Origin of the sequence: Micromonospora sp. WMMA1363 (genome assembly GCF_030345795.1) — a bacterium.
GTDB lineage: Bacteria > Actinomycetota > Actinomycetes > Mycobacteriales > Micromonosporaceae > Micromonospora.
In genome coordinates, this window is record NZ_JAUALB010000001.1 from 2,352,974 (window position 1) to 2,376,276 (window position 23,303).

General features: G+C 70.2%; 21 protein-coding genes. 9 read left to right on the top strand and 12 right to left on the bottom strand.

From position 1 onward, the window contains the following. The first annotated feature begins 54 nt into the window (after positions 1 to 54). The 6 genes from QTQ03_RS10685 to QTQ03_RS10715 all read left to right on the top strand — a co-directional run bounded on the left by QTQ03_RS10685 (position 55) and on the right by QTQ03_RS10715 (position 6,059). A protein-coding gene (locus QTQ03_RS10685) for an IS3 family transposase (protein WP_502889737.1) occupies positions 55 to 1,454 on the top strand; the annotation gives its coding sequence in 2 pieces (ribosomal slippage) (positions 55 to 388 and positions 388 to 1,454; 1,401 coding nt in all). 265 nt (positions 1,455 to 1,719) lie between these two features. Further along, positions 1,720 to 2,913, top strand: coding sequence for an NsdA family TPR-like regulatory protein (locus QTQ03_RS30650; RefSeq protein ID WP_502889853.1), 1,194 nt, complete (start codon positions 1,720 to 1,722; stop codon positions 2,911 to 2,913). A gap of 31 nt (positions 2,914 to 2,944) precedes the next feature. Beyond that, a protein-coding gene (locus QTQ03_RS10700) for an IS3 family transposase (RefSeq protein WP_502889673.1) occupies positions 2,945 to 4,362 on the top strand; the annotation gives its coding sequence in 2 pieces (ribosomal slippage) (positions 2,945 to 3,275 and positions 3,275 to 4,362; 1,419 coding nt in all). A gap of 109 nt (positions 4,363 to 4,471) precedes the next feature. Beyond that, entirely contained in the window at positions 4,472 to 4,804 is a 333-nt protein-coding gene (locus tag QTQ03_RS10705) for an NUDIX domain-containing protein (RefSeq protein ID WP_289277867.1), read from the top strand. 41 nt (positions 4,805 to 4,845) lie between these two features. Further along, entirely contained in the window at positions 4,846 to 5,166 is a 321-nt protein-coding gene (locus tag QTQ03_RS10710) for a transposase (protein WP_502889683.1), read from the top strand. Next, on the top strand, positions 5,163 to 6,059 hold the full coding sequence (locus QTQ03_RS10715) for an IS3 family transposase (protein ID WP_169600148.1): 897 nt from the start codon (positions 5,163 to 5,165) through the stop codon (positions 6,057 to 6,059). The genes QTQ03_RS10710 and QTQ03_RS10715 overlap by 4 nt, the downstream gene beginning before the upstream one ends. 413 nt (positions 6,060 to 6,472) lie before the next feature. Here QTQ03_RS10715 and QTQ03_RS10720 read toward each other — a convergent pair whose 3' ends face one another. The 5 genes from QTQ03_RS10720 to QTQ03_RS10740 all read right to left on the bottom strand — a co-directional run bounded on the left by QTQ03_RS10720 (position 6,473) and on the right by QTQ03_RS10740 (position 11,968). After that, positions 6,473 to 7,615, bottom strand: a complete 1,143-nt coding sequence (locus QTQ03_RS10720) for a right-handed parallel beta-helix repeat-containing protein (RefSeq protein ID WP_289277868.1) — start codon at positions 7,613 to 7,615, stop codon at positions 6,473 to 6,475. Further along, positions 7,591 to 8,556: a hypothetical protein gene (locus tag QTQ03_RS10725; RefSeq protein ID WP_289277869.1), complete on the bottom strand. Its 966-nt coding sequence runs from the start codon at positions 8,554 to 8,556 to the stop codon at positions 7,591 to 7,593. The genes QTQ03_RS10720 and QTQ03_RS10725 overlap by 25 nt, the downstream gene beginning before the upstream one ends. Positions 8,557 to 9,335: 779 nt before the next feature. Then, a complete protein-coding gene (proC, locus tag QTQ03_RS10730; protein ID WP_289277870.1) occupies positions 9,336 to 10,154 on the bottom strand; it encodes a pyrroline-5-carboxylate reductase in 819 nt (272 codons plus the stop codon). A gap of 72 nt (positions 10,155 to 10,226) precedes the next feature. Further along, on the bottom strand, positions 10,227 to 11,255 hold the full coding sequence (locus QTQ03_RS10735) for an ATP-dependent 6-phosphofructokinase (protein ID WP_289277871.1): 1,029 nt from the start codon (positions 11,253 to 11,255) through the stop codon (positions 10,227 to 10,229). A gap of 206 nt (positions 11,256 to 11,461) precedes the next feature. After that, on the bottom strand, positions 11,462 to 11,968 hold the full coding sequence (locus tag QTQ03_RS10740) for a polyadenylate-specific 3'-exoribonuclease AS (RefSeq protein WP_289277872.1): 507 nt from the start codon (positions 11,966 to 11,968) through the stop codon (positions 11,462 to 11,464). 283 nt (positions 11,969 to 12,251) lie between these two features. On the opposite strand from QTQ03_RS10740, the gene QTQ03_RS10745 reads away from it, so the two are divergent. Next, positions 12,252 to 12,944, top strand: a complete 693-nt coding sequence (locus QTQ03_RS10745; protein ID WP_289277873.1) for a Crp/Fnr family transcriptional regulator — start codon at positions 12,252 to 12,254, stop codon at positions 12,942 to 12,944. A gap of 6 nt (positions 12,945 to 12,950) precedes the next feature. Here the strand turns inward: QTQ03_RS10745 and QTQ03_RS10750 are convergent, their stop codons facing one another. Further along, the gene (locus QTQ03_RS10750; protein ID WP_289277874.1) at positions 12,951 to 13,664 is read right to left on the bottom strand and encodes a lysophospholipid acyltransferase family protein; all 714 of its coding nucleotides are present in this window, start codon (positions 13,662 to 13,664) and stop codon (positions 12,951 to 12,953) included. Positions 13,665 to 13,928: 264 nt separating this feature from the next. Continuing rightward, complete coding sequence (locus tag QTQ03_RS10755) at positions 13,929 to 14,714, bottom strand: bestrophin-like domain (protein ID WP_353890630.1); 786 nt, start codon at positions 14,712 to 14,714, stop codon at positions 13,929 to 13,931. 1,068 nt (positions 14,715 to 15,782) lie between these two features. Between QTQ03_RS10755 and QTQ03_RS10760 the strand changes: the two genes are divergently transcribed. Both QTQ03_RS10760 and QTQ03_RS10765 read left to right on the top strand, forming a co-directional pair. Continuing rightward, entirely contained in the window at positions 15,783 to 16,595 is an 813-nt protein-coding gene (locus QTQ03_RS10760) for a DUF308 domain-containing protein (RefSeq protein WP_289277876.1), read from the top strand. Positions 16,596 to 16,800: 205 nt separating this feature from the next. Continuing rightward, complete coding sequence (locus QTQ03_RS10765) at positions 16,801 to 18,219, top strand: alpha,alpha-trehalose-phosphate synthase (UDP-forming) (protein ID WP_289277877.1); 1,419 nt, start codon at positions 16,801 to 16,803, stop codon at positions 18,217 to 18,219. Positions 18,220 to 18,231: 12 nt separating this feature from the next. On the opposite strand, the gene QTQ03_RS10770 is transcribed toward QTQ03_RS10765, so the two are convergent. From QTQ03_RS10770 to QTQ03_RS10790, 5 genes are all read right to left on the bottom strand, one after another. Further along, positions 18,232 to 19,026, bottom strand: coding sequence for an alpha/beta hydrolase (locus tag QTQ03_RS10770; RefSeq protein ID WP_289280766.1), 795 nt, complete (start codon positions 19,024 to 19,026; stop codon positions 18,232 to 18,234). 368 nt (positions 19,027 to 19,394) lie between these two features. After that, the gene (locus tag QTQ03_RS10775; RefSeq protein WP_289277878.1) at positions 19,395 to 20,804 is read right to left on the bottom strand and encodes a flavin-containing monooxygenase; all 1,410 of its coding nucleotides are present in this window, start codon (positions 20,802 to 20,804) and stop codon (positions 19,395 to 19,397) included. 94 nt (positions 20,805 to 20,898) lie between these two features. Continuing rightward, positions 20,899 to 21,609 carry an endonuclease/exonuclease/phosphatase family protein gene (locus QTQ03_RS10780; protein ID WP_289277879.1) on the bottom strand — a complete coding sequence of 237 codons (711 nt, stop codon included), beginning with the start codon at positions 21,607 to 21,609 and terminating at the stop codon, positions 20,899 to 20,901. 1 nt (position 21,610) lies between these two features. Beyond that, positions 21,611 to 22,558: an ROK family glucokinase gene (locus QTQ03_RS10785; protein ID WP_289277880.1), complete on the bottom strand. Its 948-nt coding sequence runs from the start codon at positions 22,556 to 22,558 to the stop codon at positions 21,611 to 21,613. A 61-nt stretch (positions 22,559 to 22,619) separates the two neighbouring features. After that, complete coding sequence (locus QTQ03_RS10790) at positions 22,620 to 23,270, bottom strand: hypothetical protein (RefSeq protein WP_289277881.1); 651 nt, start codon at positions 23,268 to 23,270, stop codon at positions 22,620 to 22,622. Positions 23,271 to 23,303: the final 33 nt, after the last annotated feature.

A 23,303-nucleotide genomic window follows, 5' to 3' on the forward strand; every position in this document is an offset into this window, starting at 1 on the left:
GATCGAGAAGCGTTGGATGCTGCTGTTGACGTCGTGACGGCCCAGGATGGGGTCATGAGTGGCAAGAAGGGTCCGCGTTCAGGCGGGCCGCGGGCACGTCGGTCGTTCACGCCGGGGCAGAAGTTGGAGTTGCTGGCCGGGTATGAGCAGGCCGTCGCGGCTGGTGAGGGTGGTGCGTTCCTGCGGCGTGAGGGTTTGTACTCGTCGTTGATGTCGGAGTGGCGCCGGGCCCGTGATGCCGGGCTGTTGCAGGGCAAGCCGGCGGGTGAGACGGTCGGGAGGCCGTCGGTGGAGCAGGCCGAGATCGCCCGGTTGCGGCGTGAGCTGGAGCTGGCGCAGGCGAAGCTGGCGCGGACCGAGACGGCGTTGACGATCATGGGAAAAGCGCGAGAGCTCTTGGAGGACATCTCCAGGAGCGAGCCGGACGGTCCGGACGTGTTCGGGCTCGGCAGGCGCTGATGGCCGCCTATCACGAGCTGACCAGTGCGAGGATCACGACGCGGGACGCGAAGCGGTTGACCGGGATCGCCCGGTCCAGCGCGGACCGGGACCGGCGGCGGCCGACACGGGCGGCGCCGGTGCGGCGGACACCGGCGAACGCGCTCACCCCGGCCGAACGTGAGCAGGTCCTGCGCCTGGTGAACAGTGCGGAGTTCGTCGACGCGGCCCCGGCCCAGATCTACGCGGCGCTGCTGGACCAGGGCGTGTACGTCGGTTCGATCGCCACTATGTATCGGGTTCTGCGCGAGCACGCACAGGCGCGCGAGCGGCGCAGGCTGGCCCGGCACCCGGCCCGCCGGCGTCCCGAGCTGGTCGCTGACGCCCCGCGGCAGGTCTACAGCTGGGACATCACGAAGTTGGCCGGACCTGCGAAGGGCGTCTACTACGACGCCTACGTGATGATCGACATCTACTCCCGGTACATCGTCGGTGCCCGTGTGCACGCCCGCGAGTCCGGCCCCCTCGCGGAGTCGATGATGCGCGAGGTGTTCGGTGTCCATGGCGTCCCGCACGTCGTGCACGCCGACCGCGGCACGTCGATGACGTCGAAATCGGTGGCTGACCTGCTCGAAGACCTCGACGTGACCCGCTCGCACTCCCGGCCGAAGGTGTCCAACGACAACCCGTACAGCGAGGCCTGGTTCAAGACGTTGAAGTACGCGCCGGTCTTCCCGGACCGATTCGCGTCCCTCGCCCAGGCGCGAGCGTTCATGAACGACTTCGTGACCTGGTACAACCACGCCCACCGGCACTCCGGGATCGGCCTACACACCCCCGCCGACGTCCACCACGACCGTCACCACACCGTCCGCGCCAACCGCGAGGACACCCTCGCCGCAGCCCGCACGGCGCACCCGGAACGGTTCGGCACCACCCGGCCCCTGCCCAAAATCCTCGACCTGCCCGGACAGGTCTGGATCAACAAGCCCGAGCCACAACGACAAGCCGCTTAACTCCCGTTGGCCTCAATCCCTTGACACGTTCCGACGCAAGCTGCCCCGCTGCGGCGGGAGGCTCGCCCGAGACAACACCACCGGGCGCTGCGGGCCATGCCGAGCCGCCGAACGAGATCGGATCACCTCACCGCCTGCCCTGCCAGCTTCCTTCTGGGACCACGGGCCTGTCCAGCAAGCGTTGACCAAACGCAATTTGGGGCTGACTATTCGGGCTTACCGATGTCACCCGTACCACGGTCGGCACCCACTGCCGCAGGAGATCGTGGCCCGTTGGCTCGGCATCTCGCAGGCTCAGCTCAGCCGAGTCGAGAACGGTCCCGCGATCGTCCACCTTGACCGCCTCACCCACTGGGCACAGCTTCTACAGATCCCTGCCCACCTGCTGTGGTTCGCCCTGCCCGCGGTCTACGAGGACGGCTATGCCACCGACAGCGCCGGTGCGATCAGGCCAGGCATCGCATCGACGACAAGTCTCAGATCGACGGACAGTCGGTATGTCGTCAATGCCGGCGCGGGTTCGCCTGCTACCCGGGGCCGCCGACAACCGGCATCGCGGGACGCCCACCTGCACTTCGTGCGGTCGCTACGGCTGGCTGACCGCCGAGTCGGCGGTGGCCACCTGTACGCCAGTGTTGCGACATACCTTGCTGACCGGATCGGCGAACCGGTAGTTGGTGGGAGCAGCGGGCAAGAAGGATCGGCGCTTGCCGCTGCCGCGTCGCTCAACGAGATGGCAGGGTGGATGGCGCATGATTCTGGTGCCGCAGGACGCGCTCGCCAGCACCTCGGCGAGGCCCTCGCCTTGGCCCACCGGAGCAGCAACCAACACCTCGTCGCGCAGGTGTACGCAGGCCTGAGTCATCTCGCCAGCCATCGCGGCGACGCAGGCAAGGCGCTGTCCCATGCCCGGAGCGGGTTGAGACATCTTCGGCAGGCTCCATCGCATGGTCGGCTCCAATCCCGGCTCCTGGCAATGCAGGCACGTGGTTTCGCCCTCGCCGGCCAACCGCTCGAGGCCACGCGGGCGCTCTCCGATGCGGAGGCGGCGCTGCACGAGCCGATCGCTGCGGCCTCTGAGTGGCTAAGCCCCTTCGACACCGCATCACTTGCCGTCGAGACCGGCCGCTGCCTTCTTCACATCGGTGATCTCTTCGAAGCCCAGCGCCGACTCCAATGCGCGCTGGCTGTCCGCCGAGGCGATCGGGTCAGAAGTCGAGCTTTCGCCCACCTCATGCTGGTCACGGTGCTACTTGGCAAGGGCCAGATCGACGAGGCGTGCGCAGTAACCCACCGCACCCTTGACGAGATCGCGAGTCTCGGCTCAGGCATCATCGTCGACCAACTGCAACACGCTTCGGTACTCTTCACATCTCACGCCAAGGCATGCACCGAGGTCCCGCGGCTTCTCCCTCTGTGTCATCCTTGGGGAAGGCAGGTTGACCTGCTGAAACTCTGACCCGTGAGGGCGTGCAAGGAGATCCACCCCCGTGACATCGCATCACCCGGTGCCCGACCCCGAGGTACCAGCAAAGCCCCGAACAAGGACATACACCGCCGCGTACAAGGCGCGGATCCTGGCCGAGTACGAGACCCTCGATAAGGCCGGCAAGGGCGCCCTGCTTCGTCGGGAAGGCCTGTACACGTCGCTGCTCGCGGCGTGGAAGCATCAGCGTGACGCCGGCGCCCGCGAGGCCCTGGCCAAGCCGGCCGGGCGGCCGAAGACCGATCCGGCGGTGCTGGAGGCAGCCCGGTTGCGGGCAGACAACGAGCGGCTGCGCGCCGAGTTGGACAAGGCCCGCAAGGTGATCGAGGTGCAGGGAAAACTCTCCGCGCTGTTGGGGCAACTCGCGACCGACAGCCAGCACAGCGGGAGCGAGCCGACACCATGATCGACGCTGCGATCACCGAACTGACGCCGCTGATCGGCATCCGGACGGCGTGCCGAGCCACCGGCCGGCCGCAGGCCAACCATTACCGCCGGCACCGCCAGACGCCTGCGCCACCGCGGCCGGGGCGTGAACCCAGGCCGCAGCCACGTGCCCTGAGCGCGGCCGAGCGTGACAGCGTCCGGGCGTTGCTCAACAGCCCGGACTTCGCCGACATGGCCCCCGCGGCCGTCTACCACACCCTCCTCGACGAGGGCGTGTACGTGGCGTCGGTGTCGAGCATGTACCGGATCCTGCGTGCCCACGGCGAAGTCAGGGAGCGCCGCCGTCACGCGGTGCACCCGCCGAAGGTCAAGCCCGAACTGATCGCCGACGCCCCCAATCGCGTGTGGTCGTGGGACATCACCAAGCTGCGCGGCCCGGCCAAGCGGGACTTCTACCACCTCTACAGCGTGATCGACATCTACAGCCGTTACACCGTCGCGTGGCTGCTCGCCGAGCGCGAGGACGCCGCCCTGGCCGAACGGCTGCTGTCCGACGCGATCACCAAGCAGGGCGTCGCGCGTGAGCAGTTGACCATCCACGCCGACCGCGGCACCTCAATGGCGTCCAAGACGGTCGCGCAGATGATGGCCGACCTCGGCGTGACCAAGTCCCACTCCCGGCCCAGGTGCAGCAACGACAACCCGTTCTCCGAGGCCCAGTTCAAGACCCTGAAGTACCGGCCCGACTTCCCCGACCGCTTCGGCAGCGTCCAGGACGCCCGAGCTCACTGCCGCGCCTTCTTCACCTGGTACAACACCATCCACCGGCACTCCGGCATCGGCTGGCACACCCCACACGACGTCCACCACGGCCACGCCCGGCAGGTCCGCGATGTCCGCGCCGACGTCCTGACCGCCGCCTACACCCGCAACCCCGAACGATTCGTCCGCGGCATCCCGCAACCACCCGCCCTGCCCACCACCGCGTGGATCAACAAGCCCGAGGACACCACGACTCAGTCAACGAACCCCTGAACCGACCGCCCCAAAAAGGTTGACACCTTCCGTCTCGACCGCCTGCACGACACGATCCGCGAGCAATCATGGATCCGTACGGTGGGTGCGCTACGGGTAGGAGCAGTCGGTGCCAGACAACTCGATGGCGGATGACCGCCCGCTCTACGAGCGGGATCCCGATGCGTGGCAGGCGTACCTCGCAGAAGGCAACGCAAAGCAGGCACGCAAGCGAGTCGGCGCAGATGCCCTGATCAGAAACGAGCAAGGCCATGTGTTGCTCGTCAACCCCCGGTATAAGCCGGATTGGGACCTACCTGGCGGCATGGCCGAGGCGAACGAGCCGCCTCATCAGGCCGCGGAGCGCGAGATCCGCGAGGAACTCGGTCTCGAGCTGAAGGTCAACAAGCTTCTGGTGGTCGATTGGGTGCCCCCGCACGGCCCTGGGCCTGACCCTGTTTGACGGACATCCCAGCTCAGAGGGGCTGTGTGCTCCTCGGGAGGATGTTCATCATGGAAGGCATGGGCAAGAAACCACGCCGGCCGCGCAGAGCGTTCACGCCGGAGTTCAAGGCGGAGATCGTCGAGGTGTGCCGGCGGGGTGACCGATCGGTGGCGCAGGTCGTGAGGGACTTCGACCTGACCGAGACCGCGGTCCGTGAGTGGGTCAGGCAGGCCGACATCGACGCCGGCACCCGCAGCGACGGGTTGACCAGCGACGAGCGCGACGAGCTGGCGCGGCTGCGGCGGGAGAACCGCCGGCTCCGCGAGGACGTCGACATCCTGAAACGGGCCACGGCTTTCTTCGTGAGGGAGACCCGGTGAACGTGTACCCGTTCATCGAGGCGGAGAAGGCGCGGCCCGACGGGAACGTGAAGCGTTCCTGTGAGCTGCTGGAGGTCTCCCGGTCCGCCTACTACCAGCACCGTGCCGGGCCGTCGCGGCGGGAACGCGACGACGCAGACCTCGCCGCCCGCATCGCGCAGATCCACGCCGACTCGGCCGGCACCTACGGCGCACCCCGGGTCCGCGCCGAACTCGCCGCCCAGGGGCGGCGGCACTCCGGCAAGCGGGTCGCCCGGCTGATGCGGGGCGCCGGGTTGTGCGGCCGCACGCCGAAGCGGTGGCGCACCACGACCGTGCCCGACCCGGGGGCGGCGTTGTCGGCGGACCTGATCCGCCGGGACTTCGACGTCGCCGCCGGCCGGGTCGACACCCGCTGGTGCGGCGACATCACCTACATCCACACGTGGGAGGGCTGGCTGTACCTCGCCACCGTCATCGACATCGCCTCACGCCGGGTTGTGGGCTGGGCGACCGCCGACCACCTACGGACCGATCTGCCCGCTCAGGCGTTGTCCAACGCGATCGCCGTCCGACGCCCGACCGGGCCGGTGATCTTCCACAGCGACCGGGGTTGCCAGTACACGAGTGCGCAGTACGCCCGGCTGGCCGACCGCAACGGGGTGCGGTTGTCGGTCGGTGGGCGGGGTCAGTGCTGGGACAACGCCGTCGCGGAGTCGTTCTTCGCCACGATCAAGACCGAACTGCTCGACCGGAGGGCGTGGCCGACCCGGGCCGCCGCCCGTGCGGCGATCTTCGAGTGGATCGAGGGGTGGTACAACACCCGCCGCCGCCATTCCACCCTGGACTACATGAGCCCGGCCGAGTATGAGGCGACGGCCTATTCCCGCAGGCCAACGAGCAAGGTAGCGTGAGATCAACTTACCGACCCTGTCCGTCAAACCGGGTCAACCCCAGCCCATGGGACGACAGCCTCATGTTCATCTTCGACGTCGGCGCCCTTACCCCGCAGCAGACGAGAGCCCTTCGTCTCAGAGATGATGAGTTGCTGGCCTACAAGTTCTGCCGTCGTGAGGAAGCACAAGCCCTCCTCCGACCGTACGTCTGGAGTCGGCTCGCGCAGGCAATAACCGCTGCGGTGGATGGAGTTCCCGGATATTTGGTGCATGGGCTTCTGTCCCGTGTGTGAGCAGATCTTCAACGCACAGTGGGAACGGCGCTCGTGGTGTTCGGGATTTGCTCGGGTGTGGCTTGATCCCGTCCGGCTGTGCCGCGGGCGGCCCCGTGTGGGGCCGCCCGCGGTGGGGTGGTGCTGGTGGTGGGTTGGTCAGCCGAAGCAGCCGGGGACGGGGTTGCCACCGTTGGCGCAGTTGGTGGGCACGTTGTCGACGATGATGACCTTACCGGTGCTGGTGACGGTGCCGTTGTTCTCGACGCCGCCGGCGGGGTCCGTGGCGGTGTTGTTGGTGATCTTGACGTCGGTGAGCGCGACGACACCGGTGGCGGCTTCGATGTGGATGCCGCCGCCCGTGCTGTCGGCACCGAGGGCCTGGTTGCCGCTGATCACCGTGCGCCGGAACGCCGCCGTGTCGCCGATGACGTAGAAGACGTAGACGCCTCCGCCGTCTCCGTCGGCTGCGGTGTTGTTGAGGATCTTGCTCTCTGTGATGTTCGCCCCATCGTCGTCGAGGAACATGCCGCCGCCATCGTCGGCGGCGAGGTTACCGGCGATGGTGCTCTTGAACACGAATATCGAGTCCTCATTCTTGAAGATGCCGCCGCCGTCGAATCCCGCGGTGTTGTGGGTGACGGCGCTGCGGTCGATCTTTAGTGCACCCTCGAAGCTGTAGATTCCGCCACCATCGGAGCCGGCGTGGTTGTGGCTGATCCGGCTCTTGCTGACCGTGACGGTGTCCAAGTCGCCGTAGATGGCGCCGCCGTCGAGGTCGGAGGTGTTGGAGATGAGTTTCGACGTGGTGACGGTGAGCTCGCCGACTCCGGTGAAGATGGCGCCACCCAGGGAGGCGGAGTTGTTCTTCAGGGTGCTGGAGCGGATGGTGACGATGCCACCGTCGTTGAAGACCGCCCCGCCGTCGTCCGAACCGACGTCGTCGACGGTGTTGTTGTCCAGGGTGGTGTGGTCGAGGTCGAGTTTCCCACCGACGTTGACGTAGACGGCGCCACCGTCATCGTCCTCGGCGGTCTTGCCGCGGGTGAGGGTGAGGTGCTTCAGCCGCAGGATACCGCCGGAGTCGATCTCGAAGAAGCGGAACTGGTCGGCGTTGGCGGCGCGGGCGATGGTGGACCCGTTCCCCTTGATCGTGATCGGCTGAACGATCACGGGTAGTCCGTTGCCGTCCTGGTTGGCGGTGAGGGTGTAGGTGCACTTACGGGCCAGGTCCAGGGTGCCGCCACCCGCACTGTTGGCGGTGGTGATCGCCGCGATCAACGCGTTCGGATCACACGGCACCGACACACCCTTACCCCCGTGGTCCCCATCCCGGTGATCGCCATCCGCGCCCCGCTTACCGGCCGAATCCAGCTTGCCCTTCCCACCGGGCTTGCCCTTCCCACCGGGCATACCCTTCCCGTCGGGCTTGCCGTCCTCGAGGGGCTCGGCGTCGACCGCGGACGCACCGGCCCCGGCAGGCGCTGAGACGACCGACGCGACGGGCACCATCCGAACCCCCCGGCACCGTCCTGCGCACTTCCGCCGGCAGCCTTGGCGGCCTCCTTCACGGCGCCGGCCGCATTCCCCCCGGCAGCACCAGCCGCCTTCGCGCCCGCCGCCTTCTCGGCCTGCCGCTTCGCCCGCTCGGCCGCCTTCTCGGCGTTCCGCTTCGCCCGCTCCGCCTCCTTCTCCGCCTCCTTCTCGGCATCCCGCTTCGCCCGCTCCGCCGCCTTCTCGGCATCCCGCTTCGCCCGCTCCGCCTCCTTCTCCGCCTCCTTCTCGGCATCCCGCTTCGCCCGCTCCGCCGCCTTCTCGGCGTCCCGCTTCGCCTCCTTCTCCGCCTCCTTCTCGGCATCCCGCTTCGCCCGCTCCGCCGCCTTCTCGGCGTCCCGCTTCGCCTCCTTCTCGGCGTCCCGCTTCGCCCGCTCAGCCGCCTTCTCCGCCTTCTCCGCGGCCTTCTCGGCGTTCCGCTTCGCCCGCTCCGCCTCCTTCTCCGCCTTCTCCGCGGCCTTCTCGGCTTTGATCGCCTTGGCGTCCTTGGCGTCCTTGGCGGTCTTGGCGTCCTTGGCGTCCTTGGCGGTCTTGGCGTCCTTGGCGGTCTTGGCGTCCTTGGCGGTCTTGGCGTCCTTGGCGGTCTTGCTGGTCTTGGCGGTCTTGCTGGTCTTGGATGTCCTGGCCTGCGTGGTCGCGCCTACGGCCCCCCCAGCCGAAGCGAACCCGGCAGGACCCTCGTCCGCCATGACAGGGGCCTCATCCACGTCATCCGGGTTCCCGGCACGCGCGGCCCAGTAATCACCATCCCCGTCACCAGGGTCAGCGGCCCCATCGCCGCCAGGGCTCCCCTGACCAGCCGTCGCCAAACCCGCGACACCCAGGTCCTTCGCCACGGTGCCACCGGGAACCGCCGACACCGGTGGACCCGCACCAGCCCCACCACTGGCACCGACAGCCGTCGACGCGCCGACCAACGCGGCCACCCCCGCCGCGGCCAGCACCGCCTGCTTCCAGTACCGACGTGACACCGGCGAGCGCACCAAACCCGACACCCGCTCACGATCCGACTCGAGCATTCCACCTACCCCTTCATGCGCGATGACGCCCCCACCTCAGCGACGGTGAAAGCGGATTAACCTCACGCTAGACGGACATGAGGAACATATAGCGCTATTTCGGAAGATACCTCGCACGGATAATGAATGCCGGATAATCCTCATGCCCCGAACGTCAAAGCCGACAGGTGGAGCCAAGACACTCGAGGCCAGACACCGCCAACCCCGGCAGTCAAGATCAATCCGACCGGACGGAGGAGCCGCGACCCAAGCGGCCCACCAACGGCCACCCATCGACGACCCATCGACGACCGCCGACCCACGCCGCCCCGGCGGACTGCGACCCGGCAACTTCGTGCCGAGCGGCGCAACGACAGGCAGTGCCACGCCGGCCTCGAACCACGGGGACTATTGCCCGCTCTTGCACAACGAGAGTGGCGTGACGGCGTACGTCGACACCACGACCGACCTCAGTCCGCCTGGGCGGCGAGCTCACGAGCGCGGTCGCGGGCCGCCTCCAGCGCGGCCAACAGCGCCGCCCGCACACCGTGGTGCTCCAGCTCGCGGATGGCGGAAATGGTGGTGCCGGCCGGCGAGGTGACCGCCTCGCGGAGCTTGACCGGGTGCTCGCCGGAGTCGCGCAGCATCACCGCGGAGCCGATGGCGGTCTGCACGATCAGCTCGTGCGCCACCTGCCGGGGCAGGCCGAGCAAAATCCCCGCGTCGATCATGGCCTCGACCAGCAGATAGAAGTACGCCGGGCCGGAGCCGGACAGCGCGGTCACCGCGTCCTGCTGCGACTCCGGCACCCGGATGGTGGTGCCGAGCGGGGAGAACATCTCCTCGGCCAGCGCCAGGTGCGCTCCGGTGGCGTGTGCCCCGGCGGAGATCGCGGTCATCGCCTCGTCGACCAGCGCCGGGGTGTTGGTCATCACCCGCACCACCGGGGTACCCTCCGGCAACCGGCGACTGAAGAAGGCGGTCGGCAGACCGGCGCAGAGCGAGATGACCAGCTTGTCGGCGGGCACCTTGGGCCCGATCTCCGCCAGCAGCGCGTCGGCGTCCTGCGGCTTGACCGCGACCGCCAGCACCTCGGCCTCGCCCACTGCGGTCAGGTTGTCGACCACCCGGACGCCGTAGCGGGCCGCGAGTTCCTCCGCCCGGACCGGTCGGCGGGCGGTGGCCAGGAGGCGGTCCACCGGCCAGCCCGAACGCAGCAGACCGGAGAGCATCAGCTCGCCGATCTTGCCCGCCCCGATGACCGCGACCGTGTGCACCGAACCCGCCATCGGGCGTACCCCCTCGCCGTGAGCCGGCGCGCGGCGGGGCCGGAGCACCCGCCGCGCGCCGTGGATGTCAGATCAGCTGCCGAAGAAGACCTCGGCCTCGGCGTACCGCTCCAGCGGCACGGTCTTCAGCTCGCGGGTCGCCTCGGCGAGCGGGACCCGGACGATGTCCGTGCCCTGCATGGCGACCATCCTGCCCCAGTCACCCTCGTGCGCCGCGTCGATCGCGTGCAGGCCCAGCCGGGTGGCGAGCACCCGGTCGAAGGCGGTCGGGGTGCCACCGCGCTGGATGTGGCCGAGCACGACCGTGCGGGCCTCCTTGCCGGTCCTGGCCTCCAACTGCTCGGCCAGCCACTGGCCGACGCCGCCGAGCCGGACGTGGCCGAACGCGTCCAGCTCCTGGTTGTGCAGGACCATCTGCCCCTCGAGCGGGTGGGCGCCCTCGGCGACCACGACAATCGGGGCGTACTGGTGCTGGAAGCGCTTCTCGACGTACCCGGCGACCTGCTCGACGTCGAACTGCCGCTCCGGGAGCAGGATCACGTTGGCGCCCCCGGCGAGACCGGCGTGCAGGGCGATCCAGCCGGCGTGCCGGCCCATCACCTCGACGACCAGGGTGCGGTGGTGGCTCTCGGCGGTGGTGTGCAGCCGGTCGATCGCCTCCATGGCGATGTTCACCGCGGTGTCGAAGCCGAAGGTGTAGTCGGTGGCACCGAGATCGTTGTCGATGGTCTTCGGCACGCCGACCACGTTGACGCCCAGCTCGTGCAGCTTGGTCGCCACGCCGAGGGTGTCCTCACCGCCGATCGCGATGAGCGCGTCCACGCCCTGGGCGGCGAGGTTCTCCTTGATCCGCTCGACCCCGTTTTCGATCTTGAACGGGTTGGTCCGTGACGAGCCGAGGATGGTGCCGCCTCGCGGCAGGATGCCGCGGACCTCGGCGATGCCCAGCGGGCGGGACAGCCCCTCCAGCGGGCCCTTCCAACCATCCCGGAAGCCCACGAACTCGTGGTTGTAGTTGGTGACGCCCTTGCGGACCACCGACCGGATCACCGCGTTGAGACCTGGGCAGTCGCCACCGCCGGTGAGCACGCCGATACGCATGTCTGCTCATCCTCCTGGAGCATTGGGTGAAGCCCGGTAAGCCCCAGGATATGTGTCAGATCAGACCATCGGCGCCGTTGCCGGCCCGGGGCGGGCCGTCCCTGCGCACTGTAGTCCGCGCGGGCGCGCCCCGACAGCGCGACCCGGCTACCGTCCAGTAGCCACCCGCGGGCTCTCGGCCCGACCGGCCAGCTCCCCAACCCGGATCAGCGCTGCCCCGAACCGGTCATCGCCCGCCAGCGCGCAAGGTTGTGCCGCGCGTCAACCAGGGCGTCGTGCCGCGCCGCGTCGGCGTCCGGCAGCGACGGACGACCCCGGTCGTCCCAGAGTTGACGCAGTTCCTTGGTGAACCGGGGGATCTCTCGGGGCAACGCCGGCATCGCCCCCCACAACTGGGCGAGGGCCACGTGGTCGTACGCGGCGTACCAGGCCCAGAGCTCCAACTGCTCGCCGGGCCGGTCGCGGACCGGCTCGAGGAAGAAGTCCAGCAGGTCGTCGCGGATCCGCTCCCGGGAGCGCCAGGCCCGGTCGGCGGGCGACGGCAGCTTGTCGAGCACGTTGCGGCGCACCCACGGCACGGCCCGGGCGTCGTCGAACTCGGTGGAGACGGCGTAGAACTCGCGTCCGTACTCGTCGACGACGCCGATCGACACCAGCTCGACGATGTGACCATCCTCGATGAATTCGCAGTCGTAGAAGTAGCGGTAGACCATCACCGCCATCCTGACGCACGCCGCCGCCACCGCGTCGGGCGGGTACCGGCAGCCCCGGCGATCACCATGTTCTCGCAGGTCAGAGTGATCGTGATGGGCGACTTCGAGCAGGCCTCGGACGTCACGGAGGTGAATTCAGGGGTGTACAGCAAGCGACCGGACCGTCATGATCTGATGTGTAGCGCTACCGGACGCCGAACGAGGTGTCAGTGCCCTCGGGCGGAGACCCGTACAGGTTCACCCGGTGAGCGAGTTGAGGTTTTCGACCGGGGAGGGATTGGCCGTGGAGGTGCGCCTGCCGGAGCCGGGTGACGCGCTCACGGGTGTCGAGATGTTCGCCGGGCTCGAGCCGGAGGTGCGGCAGCGGGTGATCGCCGCCGCCGTCCCGCGTACCTACCGTAAGGGTCAATTGCTCTTCGTGGAGAACGATCCCGGCGAGTCGCTGATCGTGCTGCGGCGGGGTGCGGTGGCCGTGTTCCGGACGGCACCGACCGGCGAGCGAGCCATCCTGACCGTGATGCGACCGCCGGACGTGCTGGGTGAGGTGTCACTGCTGGACGCCTCGACCCGCTCGACCTCCGCCGAGGCCATCGAGGACACGGCGGCGCTGGCGCTGAGCCGGGGCGCGTTCATGGACCTGGTCCATTCCAACCCGCGGATCCTGGACGCGGTGATGCGTTCTCTCGGCGGGCTGATCCGTCGGCTCACCGAGCAGAACGCCGACCACGTCTTCCTCGACCTGCCCGGCCGGGTGGCCAAGACGCTGGTGCGGCTGGCCGGCGAGAGCCAGGCCCCGATGATCACAATCGAGCTCAACCAGAGCCAGCTCGCCGAGATGGCCGGCGGCTCCCGACAGAGCGTCAACCAGGCGATCGGCTCCTTCGCCAGCCGGGGCTGGCTGCGCACCGAGGGCCGCCGCATCGTGGTCACCGACGTGGCGTCGCTGCGCCGCCGTGCCGGCATGAGCGATCGCTGACCACCGTCAGGCCGCGACCGCTTCCCGGGCGGCGGGGGTGGGCGGCGGAAGCTGCTTCTTGGCCTTCTGGGCGTACATGTCGATGTACTCCCGGCCGGACAGCTCCATCAGCTCGTACATGATCTCGTCGGTGACCGCACGCTCGACGAACCGGTCCCCAGCCATCCCCGTGTAGCGGGAGAAGCCCAGCGGCGAGCCGAAACGGATCCGGACCCGCTGGACCCTTGGAATGATCTTTCCCGGGGGCTGGATCTCGTCGAGGTTGAGCATCACCACCGGCACCACCGGGGCACCGCTCTCCAACGCGAGCCGGGCCACGCCGGTCTTACCCCGGTAGAGCCGCCCGTCCGGCGAGCGGGTGCCCTCCGGATAGATGCCGGCCACGCCGCCGGCCCGCAGGATCGTGAGCTGGGTGTCCAGCGCCGCCCGGGCCGCCCGACCACCCGAGCGGTCCACCGGGATGGTGCCGGTGCCGACGAAGAACATCTTCGTCAGCCAACCCTTGATCCCCCGGCCGGTGAAGTACTCCGCCTTGGCGACAAAGGTGACCTTCCTCGGCACGATCAGCGGCGTGAAGATCGAGTCGGAGAAGGAGAGATGGTTGCTGGCCAGGATCACCGGGCCGGCCGCCGGCACGTGGTGCAGACCCTCCACCTGCGGACGGAAGATCAGCCTCAACAGCGGCCCAAGGATGACGTACTTCAGCAGCCAGTACAGCACCGGCGTCCTTTCCGTGGGGTTCGCCGCGGCACCGCCCGTCGCCGGGAGCGCTGCCGTCTTCGACGAGCCTACGGAGCGGGAGCCCTCCGCCACAACGGACGACCGATCATCCTCCCGTCACCCACCCGGCGCCGCGGTCCGAGGCACCTGACACAACAGCCACCGTCCTCCCAACCACCCGGGAGGCCCGGTCCGCCGACGACGCCGCGCGGCCCCGCACCCGCGGCAGTTCTCCGGCCACGTCCCACCACACGAACGGGCGACCTATCTGACGAGTTCCTTTCGCATCTCCTCGAACGGGGCCGGCGAGACGCTCATGGTCCCTTCGAACGGGCCGTCCATTGCCTCGACGACGAACAGCAGTAGGGCGATGATGACCGCGATGGCGGCGGAGACGACCAGATGGGCCCTGCGCGTCTGGGCCGACAGGAACCAGGTAAGCGTGACGACGAACGCTGCGCCGACGAGGAGTACGGCCCACAAGAAGCCTGGCAGCTCAGTGGATGCGAAACTTCGTCGGAGCTGACGGTTCTCGTTGAACTTCTCGAGTTCCGCCAAGGCGATCCTACTCTGCGCCTTTTCCTCGTCGCTCTCCGGCTTGTGCACGTGCAGGACCCCGTTGATCCTAGCCGCCAAATCGTTGTCACCCCGCACGGCGGCGCGCTGCTGGTAGGCGGGCCATGCCTCATTTGTCATATAGTCGACATAGTCACGCATGAGGCCCTGCAATTCACTCCGCGTGGGCTCCGGATAGTCGGACACCGCCTGGGAGAGCGTGGCCAAGGAAGCCGCTTCGGCTGAAACCGCCTTACGGGCCTCAGCATACGTCTCATACGCGGAGGCGGCGGTGAGGGTGAGAAGGAGCCCGTAGAAGGTCACCACCGAACGCAGTGCAGTCGTCATGAGGTCATGTCGTTTGGGCTCGGACTCGAACACTCGTTGGATCGGAGAACGCACCAGCAGCACACCAAGCGCCGCCAGGCCAGTGAAGGCAAAGATCAGAAGCACACTCAAGAGCCAACCGGGTACCGCGTTACTCCAGCCAAGCATTTCCGCCTCCTCGACCCATCGCGTCACAGGCATTGACATCTGTCCGGATTATTCCGGCCTCCGGGCCGGAACGAGCCAGACCCGCGTGTGCGTGTTCCGACCGACCGATCGCGATCACGCCGCCGGGCACACCCCGTGGCTCCTTCGGGTGAACCGGCCGCGTCGCTACGGCAGGCGGCCAACCCTCGCCCTCCCGCCCCGGCCGCCGGGGCCCCGGGGTCCCTCCCGCGGCCGTGTGCCACCCGGGACCGCCGGCCTCCGGCGGCCTGCGCCGCGCCAACCGCTCCGCCGCACTCGACCCGTGGGTGCCGGTGGACGTGCGGCTGGATCGACTTTCCGCCGCTCATCCGGGCCTGCCGGTCGAACACCTGGCCGGCCGGGAGCACCAACCCACCAGAGAGTGTCCCCACAGGAGTGAGGTCTGCCAGCGTGTCCAGGTGTCCAGTTTCCGGAGACGTACCAGGTACAGGCCCGGCGACGCGCAGATCATCGTCGACGCGCTGTGGGGGCGGCTCGCCGCCAGGCTCCGGCGACGATGCGGGACGACAGCGACGGCACCATGACCATCTGGAAACGGACCTCCACCGGATCCGTGGCGCCGGCGGACCGTTGACGGGGACCCGGCCACCCGTCTGTTGGGGTAGATCTCTTCGTCACGTGGGTGCCGGCAGGCGACGCCAGGTTGACGACCGGACCGCTGACGAGGTCGTGGGAAGGCGATGGAGGTGCACGACCGCGAGAGAGCCGACGGCAAACGCCACCGACGGCCGCGACGCCATACCGGCGGCCGGTGATCCGCTCCCGTCCCGGGGCACTCGACCCGGCCGGCGGGTGGCCCGCCGCCGGGGTGGCGACCCGCGGAGCAGGTCGACGGGCAAACGACGCACTCCGTGCACAAAAGGACAAACAACCCTACCTACGAGCAGCGAGTCGACCGCGAGCGGGCAAGACGCGACACAACGCACTCCCGGAACGGGGTGCCGACGTGTCACGATTCATGGCACGGCGCGGGGAACGCCGAGGGGGCTCAGACGGCGCGTCACCAGCGCGCGATGAGGAGGTTGTCCGGTGTCAGCGGGTGGGTCCCGCCGGGGACGGCGGGACAACGGGCTCGACGCGACCGAGTACGCGGTCGCCGGTGACGTGGATCCCCGGGTCGGCGAACACCTACTCGACGTGCTGGCCGCCGGAGGCATCGCCGCCTACCTGCAACCCTCCGCCGATCTGAACCCGGTCACCCGCACCACCACCGTCCCGTCGCGACCGGTCGACCGGCTGTACGTCGACCGGTCGCACCTGACCACCGCCCGGGACTACTTGACCCAGCTCGCCGACGAGAGCGCCGACCGCGCCCGGGACAACGAGCCCGACGTCGACGCCGAGTGGGCCCGCATCGTCGCCGGTTTCCACGCGACCGCACCCGTCGGCGACAACCCGTGGCCCGCCGCCGAGGACGTGGACGACGCCCGGCCGGGCCGGGCCGGCACCGACCCCGGGCTGACCGTCACCGAGGTCCGGCCGCTGCCGTCCGCGGCCGACATCTCCGGGGTGACCGTCGGGCGGGGCCGGGACGATGAGCCTTCGCTGCTGGACGGGCTGGACACCTTCGGGGCGGACCTGCCCGACGAGGAGGACGACGAGCGGTACACCCCGCCCCCGCCCCCACCACTGCCCCGGATCTCCAAGTACGCCGCGGTCGGCACGCTCGCGATCGTGCTCGGCTTCGTGCTGTTCCTATTCCCCTCGGTGTTCCCGGCCGACCCGGGGATCGTCACCCTGCTCGGCTTCACCAGCATCCTGGCGGGCTTCGTCACGCTGATCTGGCGATTGCGCCCCGGCGACCGCGACGACCACGACCCGGACGACGGCGCCGTCGTCTGACCTGGTGACGCCGGCCGCCACGAGGCGCCTCGTCGGCCACTATCACTGAGGTCACGGCCCCGGACGACCACCCCCCGGCGGCGGGGTAACAGTGGTGTAACTTACGGTCAGTAGGAATACCGCTGTGGGTCATGTCCCCTCCGCTGACTGCCGGTGGTTCCTCCCGTCACCGGCGGTCGCCTCCCGGCAGATCGGAACGCCCGAGATGCGACAAAGTTCCCTGTTGGTGGTTGCCAACCGCCTCCCCATCGACGACAGTGTGGCGCCGGACGGTGCCTGCGAGTGGCGACGCAGCCCCGGCGGCCTGGTGAGCGCGCTGCACCCGCTGCTGCGGCACACACCCGCCACGTGGGTGGGCTGGGCCGGCGGCACCGGCCCGGCACCGGCCCTGCCCGACATCGACGGCGTACGCATGCACGCCGTACCCCTGAGCGCCGAGGACCTGCGCGATCACTACGAAGGCTTCGCCAACGCAACCCTGTGGCCGCTCTACCACGACGCGGTCGAGCAGCCGGAGTACCACCGCCGGTGGTGGGAGGCGTACCAGCGGGTCAACCGACGCTTCGCGGAGGCGACCGCCGAGGTGGCCGAGACCGACGCGGTGGTATGGGTGCAGGACTACCACCTCCAGCTCGTGCCCGGCCTGCTCCGGGCGCTGCGACCAGACCTGCGGATCGGCTTCTTCCTGCACGTCGCCTTCCCGCCACCGGAGCTGTTCATGCAACTCCCCCGTCGGGCCGAGTTGCTGCGCGGCATGCTCGGAGCCGATCTGGTCGGCTTCCAGCGGGCACAGGCCACGCACAACTTCGCCCAGCTCGCGGTGAAGGTACTCGGGCTGCCGGCCACCGACCGCCGGATCGCCGTCGACGACCGGATGGTGCGCATCGGCTCCTTTCCGGTCTCCATCGACACCGCCGAGATGGCCGCCCTGGCCACCCGGCCAGACGTCGCCGACCGGGCGAACCGGCTGCGCCGCGACCTCGGCAGCCCCGACCAGGTGATCCTCAGTGTCGACCGGATGGACTACACCAAGGGCATCGAGCAGCGGCTGAAGGCGTACAGCGAACTGATCGCCGACGGCCACGTCAAGATGCGGGACACGGTGCTGGTGCAGGTGGCGGTGCCAAGCCGGGAGCGGGTCGGGCAATACCAGATCCTCCGCGAACGCGTCGAACGCGAGGTCGGCCGGATCAACGGCGAGTTCGGCCGGGTCGGAGAACCGGCCATCCACTACCTGACCCAGCCATTCGACCGCGCCGAGTTGGCGGCACTGTACCGGGTGGCCGACGTGATGGCGGTGACCCCGCTGCGCGACGGCATGAACCTCGTGGCCAAGGAGTACGTCGCCGCCCGGGCCGACGACACCGGGGCGCTGCTGCTGAGCGAATTCGCCGGTGCCGCCGCCGAGCTGTCCCAGGCGTACCTGGTGAACCCGCACGACCTGGAAGGCCTCAAGCAGGGCCTGCTCGCGGCGCTGCGGGCCGGGCCCGACGACGTCCGCGACCGGATGCGAGCCATGCGAACGCACCTGCACCGGCACGACATCCGCGCCTGGGCCCGCTCCTACCTCTCCGCGCTCGACGCGGACGGCTCGCTGGTCAGCCGGTTCAACGCCACCGGCTGACGGACGCCACGGTCAGCTCCGGCCGGGCTCCTTCTCCAACCAGTCCAGGATCGCGTCGACCGGCTCCCGCCACCGGGCATCGAGCATCAAGTCGTGGCCCATGCCGGGGAAGAGCAGCGGCGCGCAGCCGAACCGCCGGGCAGCCCGGGTGAGCGCCGCCGCCGGCACCACCCGGTCGTCCGGGCTGCCGAGCACCAGCACCGGCGGATCGCCCACCGGCGGCTCGGGCTCCCGGCCCAGCAGCAGCTGCCACTGGGCACGCCGCCCGGCGCGACCGAGCCGGGCGGCGTACCGCCGGGCGTCCGCCTCGGGCAGCTCCGGGCTGAACAGTTGGGCGCGGCTCAGCCGCAACCGGCCGCCGGCCAGGACGGACAGCGTTCCGAACGGGTTACGGCGCACCGCGGTCGCCGCCGTGCCCCAGCCGCCAAGCACCGGCGCCACCAGCACGGCGGCCCGGGCCGGGTAGCGCGCCATGGCGTGCCCGACCACCAGGGCCCCGGCGCCGTGCCCCACCAGCACCGCCTGGCGCGGCAGGCCCGCCGCCACCTGAACGACGTCGTGGGCGTACGCCCGCAGCGTCGCCTCCGGCGCCGGGCCGCTGCCGCCGTGGCCGCGCAGGCTCACCGCGTACGCGGAGAAGCCGCGCGCGGCGGCGTGTCCCAGCCAGTGCTCGGCGAACGCCCACGCGCCGTGCCCGAAACCCGGCACCAAGAGCAGTGGCGGGCGGCCCTGTTCGACCTCCGGCGTGGCGCTGACAACCTCACGGCGGACCGGGCGGACGGGCCGGGCCCACTCCCATCCCCGCATGATCCGTAGCTGGGTCACCGCGCCTCCAATGCGTTCACGACTGCGGGGCTCCGCTCCGCTGCACTCCTCGCGCTCACCGAACTGACCCTCCGCTCGCGACTGCGGGGCTCCGCTCCGCTGCACTCCTCGCGCTCACCGAACTGACCCTCCGCTCGCGACTGCGGGGCTCCGCTCCGCTGCACTCCTCGCGCTCACCGAACTGACCCTCCGCTCGCGACTGCGGGGCTCCGCTCCGCTGCACTCCTCGCGCTCACCGAACTGACCCTCCGCTCGCGACTGCGGGGCTCCGCTCCGCTGCACTCCTCGCGCTCACCGAACTGACCCTCCGCTCGCGACTGCGGGGCTCCGCTCCGCTGCACTCCTCGCGCTCACCGGGGCTTCTCCAGGTCGTGCAGGGCGCGCTGGACCGCGCGTAGGTAGTCGGCGTGGCCGACCTCGAACCAGTGCCGGCTGCTGTCCTTGACCGGCCCGGAGTAGCGCTCCCCGGCCCGCGCGCCGACGGTGGTGGCGAAGGCCGCCACGCGATCGGGTCGGGTCACGCGCAGCCGCAGCAGCCGGGCGAACAGCACCATCTGCCAGTGCGACAGGGGGAAGACGCCGGAATCCGGCTGCACCAGGCCGGCCACCGCGAGCGTCGGGTGACCCGGCGGGAAGGCGTTGAGCCACAACGTCGGCCGGCCGGTCCCGGCGTCGTCGCCGAGGATCCTGGGGTCGAGGAACTCGAAGCGCGGCAGGTATCCGGTGGCGAAGACGACCAGTTCGGGCTCGATCTCCCGGCCGTCGGCCAGCTCCACCCCGTAAGGGTGGAAACGGGCGACGTCGGCCACCGGGGTGATCCGGCCGTGGCCCACCTGATCCACGAGCTGACTGTTGGCGATCGGATGGGTCTCGTACACCCGGTGGTCGGGCTCGGGCAGCCCGAAGCGGGTGAGGTCGCCGACGGTCAGCCGCATCGTCAGGTGGTGGAGCCACTGACGGACCCGCCGCGGCACCCGCAACGCCAGCAGCGTGTCGTCGACCTGGTCGGCGGGGCGGCCGAAGACGTACTTCGGCGCGTACCAGTAGCCGCGGCGGGTGGAGTGCCAGCAGCGGGACGCCTGCTGGGCGGCCTCGACCGCGATGTCACAGCCGGTGTTGCCCGCGCCGACCACCAGGACCCGCTTGCCGCGCAGCTGCGCCGGGTCCTGGTAGGACGAGGCGTGCATGACCTCGCCACGGAACTCGGCGAGACCCTCGTAGCTCGACAGCTTCGGGGACCAGTTGTGGCCGTTTGCGACCACGACGGCCGCATACCGGGAGGTGCGTTCCGGACCGTAGCCGCCGGTGCTGCGGGTGGTGACGTCCCAGCGGTCCCCCGCCACCGGATCGACCCGCGCCACCTCGGTGCCGAACCAGATGTGCCGGCGCAGGTCGAAGTGGTCGGCGTACCGCTCGAGGTAGCCGAGCAACTGGCTGTGGTGCGGGTAGTCGGGCCAGTCGTCCGGCATCGGGAAGTCGGGGAACTGGGTGAACGGCCGCGACGAGACCAGATGGGTGCTCGCGTACACCGGGCTGCGGTCGTGTCGCCAGTTCCAGGCACCGCCGACGCCGGTCTCCCGCTCGTAGCAGTCCACTCCGAACCCTTGCTCGGTGAGGTTCTTGATCGCGGTCAACCCGCTCGCGCCGGCGCCGATGACGCAGACCGTGTCACCCCGATCGGAGACCGGGCGGCCGTCGCGCGTCCGGGCGGGGGCGCCCGACTCCGGGTCGGACCGGCCATGGTCGGTGGAGATGGACACCGAGGGATCTCCTTTGTGCGGCACGGGCGCCGGGTCGCGCAGCATCCTGCCCGCATCGAGCGGTCCGTGTCCAGCCCCTGATCCAGCCACCCGATCAGCCCGAGGCGGGCAGCTTCAGGTCGACCAGCACCGGGAAGTGGTCGCTGGCACGGCGGGTCTGTGGGGTGTCCACCACGTCGTAGTCGACCACGGTGATCCGTGGGTCGACGAAGAGCGCGTCGATCCGGCGGCGGGGGCTGGCGCAGGAGAAGGTGAGCCGGTCCGCCCGGTCCATCGCCAGCGCCGCGTCGGCGCGGCCGGCCGCCACGGTCGCCCAGGCAGGCCCGTCCGGCCCCTCGTTGAGGTCGGCACCGATGATCACGGGTGCGGTTGCCGCGGCCAGCCCGCGGGCGAACAGCGCGGCCTGCACCGGCCGCTCGGCCGGATCCGTGGACAGATGCGACCCGGCGACCGTGAACCGAGCCCCGTCACCCACCACACAGTCCGCGTACGCCGCGCCGCGCAGGTGCCGGCCGGGGGTGAGCGGGAACCGCTGGCACCGCAAGGCGGTCACCCCGACGCGGAGGCTGGTCAGCAGCAGATTGCCCAGGGCGGGCAGCCCACCGGCCGCGACCACCAGCCCGAACGACTCGGCGAGCGCCGCCGACCTCTGCCGCCAACGGAACCGGCGCGGCCCCTCCTGCACGATCACCACGTCCGGTGCGGTGGCGCGGACCACCGCCGCCAGCGCCGCGGTGTCGTCCCGCTGGCTGTGGATGTTGTATGACATGACGCGCAGCGGTACGCCGGCGCCCGGTGCCGCCACGTCAGATCCGGCGGGCAAGGTCGGCGGCCCCGATGACGCCCGCGGTGTTACCCAGTTCGGCCGAACGGATCTCGGCCACCGGCAGCCGGCTACGCTGTGCGAGGGCTTCGGTGAAGGAGCGGCGGGTCGGGCCCATCAGCAGGTCGCCGGCGTCGATGACGCCGCCGCCGACGATCAGCACCTGCGGGTCGAGGATCTGCGCCAGGTCGGCGAGACTGGCGCCGAGCCAGCGGCCGACCTGGGCGAACGCCTCGGCGGAGACCGGGTCGCCGCCCTTCGCGGCGGCGGTCACCATCGGCCCGGTGATCGCCTCGGCCTCCCCGTCGGCCAGCTCCAGCAGGGCGCCGGCACGGTGCGGCTCCTGGCGGGCGGACGCCCGGGCGAAGCGGACCAGCGCGCTGCCGCTGGCGTACTGCTCGATGCAGCCCAACCGGCCGCAGCCACACCGGTGCCCGTCCGGCACGGTGAGCATGTGCCCCAGCTCGCCGGCGATGCCGTTCGCGCCACGGACCAGCTCGCCACCGAGGACGATGCCGCCCCCCACGCCGGTGCCGATGGTGAGCATCACCATCGAGTCGTCGGCGTCGCGCGCCGCGCCGTGCCGGAACTCGGCCCACGCGGCGACGTTGCCGTCGTTCTCGACGATCACCGGCAGGTTCACCGCCGCGCTGACGTAGTCACGCAGTGGCTCGTTGCGCCAGGCGAGGTTCGGCGCGAAGAGCACCGTGGAGCGGCCGGCGTTGATCCAGCCCGCCGCGCCGATGCCGACCGCCTCGATCGTCCGCCCGTTCGCCAGTTCGCCGACCACCTCGATGATGACGTCCCGGGTCTTGCCGACATCCTCGGCGGGAGTGTCCCGTCGGACCTGAACGAGGACCCTGCCGGCACCATCCACGACGCCCCCGGCCACCTTCGTGCCACCGACGTCGACTCCGATGGTCAGCGTCACCGCTGCCGCTCCCCTCTGCTGTGCTGCCCCGGCCCCACCGGTGGGTGTCGGGAGGTACTGGTCAGACCCCCCGGGCGTCCTCGCCCGCCTCGGCGGGCGCCCGGGAGGCGGGCACCCCAACACGGTCGGTCTTCGCCCGCGTGGTCTCCAGCGTGGCCGGCCCGGCGACGTCGGCGGGCGGTGCGACGGCCGGGACGACGGTCTCCCTCGCACGGGTGGCGGCGGACCAGACGTCCGCCTCGGGCGCTGGCGGAGAATCCTGCGCCTCGGGCACTGGCGGAGAACCCTGCCCGTTTCGGGTGGCCTCGCGCCACACGTGGTCCTCGGTCCGCTCGTCCCGGGTGGCGGACGCGGACGCGTCGGCCCGTTCGTGGGGCGGCTCGGCCGAGGCGAACGCTCGCAGCAGGCTGGCCACTCCGGCGGCCAGGTCGCCGGCGCCGGTGGCGAGCCGCTCGGCGAACTCCGGGCTCGGGTCCCGTAACGCGGCGATCGCGCGGCAGACCGGACAGATGCAACACTCGGCCGTACCGGTGGCCAAACCGCCCCCACCCGCCACGCTCGGGGCGGTGCTGTGACCGAGGACACTCGACACGATCCCACCGAGCGGGCCCCACGGCCCCGTCCCGTCACCGGCTGACCGCGCGGTGGCCAACAGGGTGGCGACCAGTCGTTCCGCCTCTTCCCGGGCCGAACCCGGATCCGTTGCCACCATGGTCGGCTCCTCTACCCGCGTGCCGCCAGCCGC

Excerpts from the sequence above, each read along its gene's own strand:
- QTQ03_RS10710 (WP_502889683.1), top strand. The coding sequence starts at position 4,846 with ATGTTCATCATGGAAGGCATGGGCAAGAAACCACGCCGGCCGCGCAGA.
- QTQ03_RS10725 (WP_289277869.1), bottom strand. The coding sequence starts at position 8,556 with ATGGCGGACGAGGGTCCTGCCGGGTTCGCTTCGGCTGGGGGGGCCGTA.
- proC (WP_289277870.1), bottom strand. The coding sequence starts at position 10,154 with ATGGCGGGTTCGGTGCACACGGTCGCGGTCATCGGGGCGGGCAAGATC.
- QTQ03_RS10735 (WP_289277871.1), bottom strand. The coding sequence starts at position 11,255 with ATGCGTATCGGCGTGCTCACCGGCGGTGGCGACTGCCCAGGTCTCAAC.
- QTQ03_RS10740 (WP_289277872.1), bottom strand. The coding sequence starts at position 11,968 with ATGGTCTACCGCTACTTCTACGACTGCGAATTCATCGAGGATGGTCAC.
- QTQ03_RS10755 (WP_353890630.1), bottom strand. The coding sequence starts at position 14,714 with ATGCTTGGCTGGAGTAACGCGGTACCCGGTTGGCTCTTGAGTGTGCTT.
- QTQ03_RS10765 (WP_289277877.1), top strand. The coding sequence starts at position 16,801 with ATGCGACAAAGTTCCCTGTTGGTGGTTGCCAACCGCCTCCCCATCGAC.
- QTQ03_RS10770 (WP_289280766.1), bottom strand. The coding sequence starts at position 19,026 with ATGCGGGGATGGGAGTGGGCCCGGCCCGTCCGCCCGGTCCGCCGTGAG.
- QTQ03_RS10790 (WP_289277881.1), bottom strand. The coding sequence starts at position 23,270 with ATGGTGGCAACGGATCCGGGTTCGGCCCGGGAAGAGGCGGAACGACTG.